This window comes from Maricaulis parjimensis (assembly GCF_016817355.1).
Taxonomy (GTDB): domain Bacteria; phylum Pseudomonadota; class Alphaproteobacteria; order Caulobacterales; family Maricaulaceae; genus Maricaulis; species Maricaulis parjimensis.
Window position 1 is genome coordinate 87,987 of record NZ_JADOTT010000010.1, and the last position, 9,413, is coordinate 97,399.

Below are 9,413 nucleotides of genomic sequence, written 5' to 3' on the forward strand. Positions count from 1 at the left end.
ACGCTTCCTGCCCTCACCTGGACAGGAAGCGTCAAGTTCAGCCCGCCGGGGAGGAGTTAGTACCGCCGGGTCAAGCTAATACCCCAGGTCCGGGCTTCGCCCGGGAAACGAACAACCGAGTTGGCACCGCTGGCTACCGCCGTCCAGTAATACTCATCCGCCAGGTTACGGCCCCAGATCGAGACCTCCCAGCTATCGTCCAGATCATACAGCGAAGCAGAGGCATTCATGAGCGTGTAGCCGTCCACCTGGAACAGGGCCGCGCCTTCCAGATTGCCATTCGCCTCGGTCTGATGGCGGGCATTCAGGGCGGCACGGAAACCGACATTGTCACTAACCGTGCGATCGTAGAGCAGCGTGACAGCCCCCGTGAATTCGGGGCTGTAGAGGAAGGGCTGGCCGTCAAAATCATGCGGCTGGCCCGCAGCATTGACGCCCATATAGCCGATCACTTGCGTATGCAGCCAGGTGGCGTTGGCGATGGCGGTCAAATTGTCGGTCAGGTTGAACGTCACCTCCGCATCCAGACCATAGGCCTCGCCTTCCGGCACATTGTTAAGCCGGGACAGGGCCGTGTAGATCGGGTCGGCGAAATTCACGCTGAGCTGCTTGTCTTCGTAATCGTAGTAGAAGAGCGCCGCATTCAGCTGGGCGAAACCGTCGAACAGGGAGGCCCGCGTACCGACTTCATAGGCCAGGAGAAGCTCCTGGTTGGCCGGGGCATTCTGATCCGCGATATTGGCTTCATTCACTGGCGCACCGCCGGCCTTGGCACCGCGCGAAATGGAGCCATAGAAGGACACATCATCAGAGGCGAGCCAGTTCAACGCCAGACGCCAGGCGATATTGTCTTCCTTCAGGTCAGACGTGACATAGCCGAAGGAACCGGTCTGGGGGTCAAATGTGTTGCACTCGCCCTCGCTGATCGGTGCTGCAAACACGCCATAGGCCTGGAAGTAGAGCGCCCGATTGGTCGTGTTCACATTGGGCAGCATGTTGCCATTGAAGTCGTGGGAACAACCCCGATAGTCCTGCTGATCTTCCGAATAGCGAAGACCTGTCGTCAGCGTGAGATCGTCGGACAGATTCCAGTCAGCGCTGGCAAACACGCTCATCGTGGTCACTTCGAAATCGCCCTGATTGCCATAGGTCCGGAAGGCCTGGCTGGCTTCGAGTGGCGAATATCCGAGATCAAAGGGCGTGCCCAACAGGGTTAGCGTGTAAAAGCGGATCAGACCGACATTGGCGTTCTGGCCCAGCAGGGTCCGACTGGTATCGAGGATCTCGTCGCGGCCGTAATAACCACCGATCATCCAGTTGAAACGCTCCGCCTCACCTTCCAGGCGGATCTCTTCCGCGAAGGATTCGATCGTACCGTGAATGCTCTGGATCAGAAGTTCGTAGGGTGCACCGCTCCAGTCGGAAACGGATGAACGGTCCAGATCATTATAGCTGGTCAGTGAGACCAGCCGCATGCTGTCATTGATTTCCCACTCAGCGCGCAACGCATAGGCCATGAAGGTGGAGTCCTCGGCAAGCGGATCGGAAATACCGAGCCCCGTACCGATGTCAGCCGAGCGGGTCGCATAGGGTGCCCAGTCGGCATGATGGGATTCGGTCGGCGCGTTGTTGGCAATGAAGTCCGTCAGACCGGGCGCATTGAAGGGGTGACCGACCGTGGCCGGCGTAAAGCCGACGGCCTGCCCGGCCAATGTGTCGGAACGATTGGTCCAGCCCGATGCCGTAAAGTCGAAAGACACCGTGTCACTCGGTTGGGCAGAAATCGACAGGCGCGCGCCGAGACGCTCGACTTCACCCTGGGTTTCGTCCCGTGTGCGTGAACGCTGCCAGCCTTCGTCCGAGCTTTCCTGGCGGAAGGCCAGGCGCATCTGAAGGCTGTCATTCAGCGGCAGATTGACCATGCCCTCGGTATTGAGCGTCTGGTAATTGCCCAGCTCGACCGTACCGCGCGCCTCGACTTCGCCCTGCGGGCGGTTGGTGACCAGATTGATCAGGCCGGCCGTTGTGTTGCGGCCAAACAATGTACCCTGTGGCCCTTTCAGCACTTCCACGCGCTGAATGTCGAAGGTCGGGCCGTTATTCATCATCGGATAGGGATAGGCGACCTGGTCGACATAGGTACCCACCGTCGATGTTGCCGACAGGTTGATCGTGTTGAAACCAACACCGCGCATCGTATAGGTGGGAACGCCCTGATAGCTCTGGGACACGTTGAAGGACGAGACCACCGAGGTGAGCTCGCCCACATCCGTCACGCGCAGGGCTTCCAGCCGGTCACCGGAGAAAGCCTGAACATCCATGGCCACTTCGTTCAGCGTCTGCTCGCGACGCTGGGCGGTCACCGTGATGACATCTTGGGTGCGCCCCGGCGCCGTGGTTTCGGCTTCATCCTGGGCCCAGACCGGTGCCGCAAGAGCGACAACCATGATGGATGCGCTGGACAGAAGGCCTGCCGCGCCGTGATTTCTCTTCGTCATAATACTCTCCCCTTGCCCCGGTTTCGCTGCCGTATTATTTTTAATCAGGCGATTAAGTAAGGGCGAGTTCGAGCATCCTGTATGACGATTTTTCCGGCAAGCTATCATGATCGATAGGTCATGAAGGGGGAGGCTGGAACCGCCTCGATTTGATGAATGGACCCAGACCGTGAAGACCCGAAATTTGGCATCACAAAACCCGCTTCGCAGCGCTGATTTTTCGCGGCTGGCCGTATCCCGTCCGCCGGAACCCGCGCAAATCGACCGGCTTGCGGAACAGATCAACGCGCTGGGTGCACAGGTTGGTCTTCCCAGTATCGCCGTCAGCGCAGATATCGGCAGCCCGGCTCCTATGGCGGGGGCTGACGGGCGCCCTCTTGCAGAGACAGTCTTCCACTGGATCGATCCGGAGATCCAATACTGGAAAGACCCCGCCTTTGCCCTGCGCGCGCCCTTCGTGCATGCCGCGCGCACCTGCGCGGAACCCTTCTATTTCAATGGTGAAAGACTGGCCAGCTGGCGGTCAATCCAGGCCCTTGAAGAGATCAATAACGGGGCGGATTTCCCCACTTTCGGCGTCCATGCCGCCATCGTCGCGCCGATCCACTTGCCGGGCGGAACGATCGGCGCCGTTGTCTGGGCCAGTGACCGGGACATCCCGGATCTCAGCGCCCGTTTTGATCAACACGCCGCTGACATGTTCTGTCTCGCTCAACGTTTCGTGGCGAGCTATGCGGACCAGACCGGACGAGGCGATTCAAAACCTGCCATCCGTCTGACCCCCCGCGAGATCCAATGCCTCAAGCATGCCGCGGCAGGGTGTTCCGACATCGAGATCAGCCGCGCGATCGACGTTTCGGTCCCGACTGTGCGCTTTCACCTGACCAATGCTGCGCGGAAAATCGGTGCATCGGGCCGGTCCCAGACCGTCCATTACGCAACCCGCATGGGCTATATTGGGAATGCCTGTACGTTACAGGCCAAGCGCGCCTAGCTGTATTCCGGATCCGTCCACCACGGATAGAAATCCGGCATGTCCGCCGAAACCGTGTCAGGAAATTGCGCCGGACGCTTTTCCAGGAAGGACATGACGCCCTCCTTTGCATCCGCACTGCGCCCGCGGGCCACGACACCCCGGCTGTCGACCCGATGGGCCTCCATCGGATGCTGAAAGCCCAGCCCGCGCCACATCATCTGACGGGTCAGGGCCACGGAAACCGGTGCAGCATTATCGGCAATCTCGGCTCCCAATTCCTGCGCACGGCCCAGCAGGGCCTCCGGCTCAAGCACTTCACTGACAAGTCCGCCCGCCAGAGCTTCCTGAGCGTCGAAAATCCGGCCGGAGCAGCACCATTCCAGCGCTTTAGAAATCCCGCAAATGCGCGGCAGAAAAAAGCTCGAGGCGCCTTCGGGTACAATGCCCCGGCGCGTAAACACGAAGCCGAAGCGCGACTTGGTACTGGCCAGTCGGATGTCCATGGGAAGGATCACCGTCGCCCCGATCCCGACCGAAACGCCATTGATCGCCCCGATCACCGGTTTGAGAGATTCGAAAATCCGGAGCGTCATCAAGCCGCCTGGATCCCGGATGCTGTCGTGGGAATAATCGATCTGGCCGTCCGCCGTCTGCGGCAGGCCGGCCGATGTCCCCGCCTCGAAGGCGGCGGTGCCCTCGGAAAGGTCTGCGCCGGCGCTGAACGCCTTGCCAGCCCCGGTCACGACGACCGCGCGAATGGCGTCATTGCGGTCCGTTTCATCAAAGGCCGCAATCAGATCCCGCCCCATTTGCGCATTGAAGGCGTTCATGGCTTCGGGACGGTTGAGCGTCAGCGTGGCAACGCCGGACTCAATGGACAGGGCGACAGTTGGGCTATCGGACATGAATCTTCTTTCTGCAAAAGCCTCCACCCGCCCGGTCCGACCATGATCTGGCCGGGCCATGAACCGGACCGGACGAGTGAAACTTCAAATCAGCGGGGGGCCATCCGGATGGCGCCATCCAGACGCACATCCTCGCCATTGAAATAGCCGGTCTCGATCATGGTCATGGCGAGACGGGCATATTCCGGCGGCTGCCCCAGACGTTTCGGGAAGGGTACGGAAGCCGACAGGCCCTGGAGGACATGCTCGGGCGCACTTGCCAGTAATGGCGTATTGAAGATGCCCGGCAGGATCGTGTTCACCCGGATGCCTTCGGACATCAGGTCCCGCGCGATCGGCAAGGTCATGCCGACAATGCCCGCCTTGGAGGCCGCATAGGCCGCCTGCCCCATCTGCCCGTCTTCAGCAGCGACAGAGGCGGTATTCACGATCACGCCGCGCTCGCCATCCTCCAGCGGATCCAGGCTCAGCATGCCCATGGCCGATTTTGCGATGCAGGTGAAAGTGCCCACCAGATTGACCTGGATGACCTTGTTGAAAGCATCGATCGGGAAATGCTTGACCTCACCCGGCTCTTTGCCACGGCTGGCCGTCTTGATCGCATTGCCGATACCGGCGCAATTGACCAGGACGCGTTCTTGACCAATGGCATCACGCGCCCGGGCGAAGGCGGCATCGACGGCCGCTTCATTGGTCACATCAACCTGGCAGAACACGCCATCCAGTTCCGCTGCCGCAGCTTCCCCGGCGTCGGCATTCATGTCGAACAGGGCGACACGCGCGCCCGCCTCGGCCAGGGCACGAGCCGTCGCCAGGCCAAGTCCGGAAGCCCCGCCAGTGATGACCGCGGAAATCGAAGAATCGACTTTCATCTCCGCCTCCTAGTTCAGCGCTTCAACAATGGTGACATTGGCGACACCGCCGCCTTCACACATGGTCTGCAGGCCGTAACGCTTCCCACGGGCTTTCAGCGCGTGGACAAGGGTGGCCATCAGCTTGGTGCCCGAGGCGCCGAGCGGGTGACCCAAAGCAATGGCACCACCATTGACGTTCAGCTTGGCCGGGTCAGCACCGGTAGCCTTCAGCCAGGCCATCGGCACGGAGGCAAAGGCCTCATTGACTTCATAGAGATCGATATCATCGATCGACAGGCCGGCGCGCTTGAGGGCCTTTTCCGTACCCGGCAACGGCTCTTCCAGCATGATCACCGGGTCGCCTGCCGAGACGGTCGCCGTATGGATGCGGGCCAACGGGGTCAGGCCGTACTGTTTCAACGCCGCTTCGGAAACGATCATCACACCCGAGGCGCCATCACAGATCTGGCTGGCATTGGCAGCCGTGATACAGCCGCCTTCTACCAGGGTCTGGACGCTGCCAATCCCTTCCAGGGTCGCATCGAAACGGATGCCCTCATCCTGGGTGTGCGGTTCCGGAGCTCCATCCGGCCCCATGATGTCGACAACGACAATCTCATCCTTGAAGGCGCCTGCCTGGGTTGCAGCAATGGCCTTTTGGTGGCTCTCCAGGGCGAACTGATCGAGGTCATCGCGCGAGAAGCCGTGCTTCTTGGCCATCATTTCCGCGCCCGTGAACTGGCTGAACACGATGCCGGGATAGTTGGCGGCAATGCCCGGGCTGGTCGGACTGCCAGGCTCGGGCTGCTTCTTCCAGCCACCGGAAGATCCCATGGGAACCCGCGTCATGGATTCGACACCCGCCGCGATCACAACATCCTGCATGCCGGACATAACAGCCTGAGCCGCGAAATGGATGGATTGCTGGGATGAGCCGCACTGGCGATCAATGCTGACCGCCGGCACGCACTCGGGAAGGCTGGAGGCCAGAACGGCGTTGCGGCCGACATGCAGGCCCTGCTCCCCGACCTGTCCGACACAGCCCATGACCACATCCTCGATCACGGTCGGATCAATCCCGCTCCGCGACACCAGCGCGTCCAGCACCTTGGCGCCCAGGTCCACCGGGTGCACACCGGACAGGCGCCCCTTGCGACGGCCACCCGCGGTTCTCACGGCATCGACGATATAGGCTTCAGCCATTTCTCACTCCACCTCATTTAATTGGTCAATTAATTTTCATATCCCCGATCCCGGCGACGACGTCAAGAGGGGGCAAAACGGGTCAGGATATCCGGCCGCTAAAGCCTCCAGGCTGTCCGGCCACACAAGTCCTGTTGCAGCTACGGAAAAAACCTGCTCTTAATTGATCAATTAATTTATCAATCCAGTGAGGCGGGAGCGAAACGGCATGACCGAGGTATTGCAGATCGAAAAGCAGGCCGGTGTGGGCCATATCATCATTGACTCGCCGCCTGTGAACGCCCTGGGATATGCGGTTCGCAAAGGGCTGGATGACGGCATGGACGCGCTCCTGGCCGATGACACGGTCAAGGCGATCATCATCCGCTGCGATGGCCGCACCTTCTTTGCCGGCGCCGACATCAGCGAGTTCGGCAAGCCGGTCCGGAAACCGGACCTGCATGGCGTGCTCGCAAAGATCGAATTTTCCGCCAAACCCGTGATCGCGGCCCTGCACGGCACGGCTTTGGGCGGGGGCATGGAACTAGCCCTGCACTGTCACTACCGCGTCGCTGCCGACACTGCGGCCATGGGCCTGCCGGAAGTCCATCTCGGCCTGCTCCCCGGCGCGGCGGGCACGCAACGCCTGCCCCGCATTGTGGGAGCCCGGAAGGCGCTCGACATGATGGCCCTGGGCGCTCCGGTCAGGGCGGACGAAGCGCTCTCCCTGGGCCTAGTTGATGAAGTCATTGCCACGGACGACCTTGTGGCCTCAGCGCAGCGCTTTGCCGAGACCGTCATCGCCAAGGCCGCGCCCCTGCCCGATATCCGCACCCGCCAGGACAAGGTGGAGGCCGACCGGGCCGACCCGGAGATTTTCTCCGCGTTCCGGGCCAGGCATGCCCGCCGCTTCAAGGGTTTCAAGGCGCCGGAGAACATCATCAAGGCCGTTGAAGCCGCCATTTCCCTCCCCTACGCCCAAGGCGTCGAGCGCGAGGCGGAACTGTTCGTGGAATTGCTGGAGAGCAAGGAATCGGAAGCCCAGCGCCACGTCTTCTTCGCCGAACGCGCCACGTCGAAAATTCCGGGCCTCGACAAGTCGGTCCAGCCCATGCCGGTCGCAACCACCGGCGTTCTCGGGGCTGGAACGATGGGGCGCGGGATCACGCTGGCCCTCTCGGCAGCGGGCTATCCCGTGACGATCGTTGACAGCAATGCCGAGGCGCTCGATCGCACGATGGGCATAATCCGCAAGACCTGCGAAGGCGCTGTCGCCAAGGGCCGGATGAGCCCGGAAAAGGCAGAGGCGCAGATTGCCCGGATCACACCCGCCACAGACGCCAAGGCCTTCGCCGACTGCGACCTGGTGATTGAGGCCGTCTTCGAGGACATGGATCTGAAGACCTCGATCTTCTCGACCCTGGACACGATTGTGAAACCCGGTGCCCTGCTCGCCTCGAATACGTCCTTCCTCGATCTGGACAAGATCGCAGCCGCCACAAAACGACCGCAGGACGTGATCGGTCTGCATTTCTTTTCGCCGGCGAACATCATGCCCCTGCTGGAGATCGTGCGGGGTGACAAGACATCCGATGCCGCCCTGGTCACGGCTCTGGGCCTGGCAAAACGCCTGCGCAAGACGCCGGTCGTATCCGGGGTTTGTGATGGCTTCATCGCCAACCGGGCCATGGCCCCGCGCATGGCCGAGGCCGACCGGTTGATCCTGGAAGGCATTTCGCCGGCCGATATCGACCGGGTTTGCCTGAACTACGGCTTCCCAATGGGACCCTTCCAGATGATCGATCTGGTGGGCCTGGACGTGATCGGCCGCAATGCCAATGAAAAGACGGTCCGCAGCGAACTGGTCCGCATGGGCCGGCTCGGTCAGAAGCAGAAAGGCGGCTATTACGATTATCCGGCCGCATCCGCGCCAACACCCTCTCCCGAGGCGGCCGCCGTAATCGCGGAAATCGCGGCAGAAGCCGGGCTTTCCCAAGCTGATCTGGATGATGACGGCCTTCTGATGCGCCTGCTCAGCCCGGTCGTGAATGAAGGCGCACGCATTTTGGAAGAGGGCATGGCCCTGCGCGCCTCCGATATCGATATTGCCCTGATCAAGGGATACAACTGGCCGATCTACAAGGGCGGCCCCATGCTGTGGGCCGATCAGGTCGGGCTGGGCCGGATCATCGACACGCTGAATGCGATGGCAGCGGATCGCGGCCCGGCTTTCACCCCCTCTCCACTGCTGGTCAGACTGCAGGCCGAAGGTGGCCGCTTGTCGGAACAATAACCCCGCCTTGATGGAGACAACCATGATGACGTTCGACGACGCCTTGAGTTGCGAGGCCGTGAGCGGTGCCGACGCACTCTCCCTGTTCGACAATCTGCCGCCAGCCGACGAAGCTTTCATGATCGGCAGCTGGAAGGGCGAAGGTTTTGCAACCGGACACCCGATGGATGGCCTGCTGGAAAGCGCCGGCTGGTATGGCAAGCAGTTTGTTGACCGAAACAGCGTTCACCCCCTGCTCTATACGACAGAAGACGGCAGAGAGGTTTTCGCTGTTGATCCGGCCCGGTTGGACTTCAATCGATCGGGCAACTCATCGGCCCATCTCGGCGCTTGGCGTGACAAGCTGGAAACCGAGGCCTTCACGGCACGCCTGCGCATGACCGAGTATCGCGGTGCCCTGTGCGCGACGATGATCTATGACGCAAGACCCATCAATGACGTGTTCAAGCGCGTCAATGACGACACGGCTCTGGGCATCATGGACATGCGCGGGCTCGACAAGCCTTTCTTCTTCGTCCTGCGCCGCAGCGCGGCCTTGTCCGTACCGGGAGCGGTTTGAACCATGTCGCTCCATGTGATCGATCAGCTGGAAGCCAAGCGTTCTGCGGCCCGTCTGGGTGGTGGTGAGGCGCGGATTGAAGCGCAGCATGCCAAGGGCAAGCTGACGGCGCGCGAGCGGATCGAGATGCTGCTGGATGATGGCTC

At 61.4% G+C, this 9,413-nt stretch carries 7 protein-coding genes; 3 read left to right on the forward strand and 4 right to left on the reverse strand.

The window, feature by feature from the left end:
- Positions 1-56: 56 nt before the first annotated feature.
- Positions 57-2,498 (reverse strand): TonB-dependent receptor, encoded by a 2,442-nt coding sequence (locus I0K07_RS14635; RefSeq protein WP_203294705.1) that lies wholly within the window; start codon positions 2,496-2,498, stop codon positions 57-59.
- A 169-nt stretch (positions 2,499-2,667) separates the two neighbouring features.
- Between I0K07_RS14635 and I0K07_RS14640 the strand changes: the two genes are divergently transcribed.
- Positions 2,668-3,492, forward strand: coding sequence for a LuxR C-terminal-related transcriptional regulator (locus I0K07_RS14640; protein ID WP_203294707.1), 825 nt, complete (start codon positions 2,668-2,670; stop codon positions 3,490-3,492).
- Here I0K07_RS14640 and I0K07_RS14645 read toward each other — a convergent pair.
- The 3 genes from I0K07_RS14645 to I0K07_RS14655 all read right to left on the reverse strand — a co-directional run bounded on the left by I0K07_RS14645 (position 3,489) and on the right by I0K07_RS14655 (position 6,436).
- Positions 3,489-4,379 carry a crotonase/enoyl-CoA hydratase family protein gene (locus I0K07_RS14645; protein ID WP_203294709.1) on the reverse strand — a complete coding sequence of 297 codons (891 nt, stop codon included), beginning with the start codon at positions 4,377-4,379 and terminating at the stop codon, positions 3,489-3,491. The two genes, I0K07_RS14640 and I0K07_RS14645, sit on opposite strands and share 4 nt — an antisense overlap.
- Before the next feature lie 89 nt (positions 4,380-4,468).
- A complete protein-coding gene (locus I0K07_RS14650; RefSeq protein ID WP_203294712.1) occupies positions 4,469-5,251 on the reverse strand; it encodes an SDR family NAD(P)-dependent oxidoreductase in 783 nt (260 codons plus the stop codon).
- 9 nt (positions 5,252-5,260) lie between these two features.
- Complete coding sequence (locus tag I0K07_RS14655) at positions 5,261-6,436, reverse strand: acetyl-CoA C-acetyltransferase (protein ID WP_203294714.1); 1,176 nt, start codon at positions 6,434-6,436, stop codon at positions 5,261-5,263.
- Between the two features lie 208 nt (positions 6,437-6,644).
- On the opposite strand from I0K07_RS14655, the gene I0K07_RS14660 reads away from it, so the two are divergent.
- Positions 6,645-8,708 carry a 3-hydroxyacyl-CoA dehydrogenase NAD-binding domain-containing protein gene (locus tag I0K07_RS14660; protein ID WP_203294716.1) on the forward strand — a complete coding sequence of 688 codons (2,064 nt, stop codon included), beginning with the start codon at positions 6,645-6,647 and terminating at the stop codon, positions 8,706-8,708.
- A 22-nt stretch (positions 8,709-8,730) separates the two neighbouring features.
- Positions 8,731-9,267, forward strand: coding sequence for a DUF4334 domain-containing protein (locus I0K07_RS14665; protein ID WP_203294718.1), 537 nt, complete (start codon positions 8,731-8,733; stop codon positions 9,265-9,267).
- Positions 9,268-9,413: the final 146 nt, after the last annotated feature.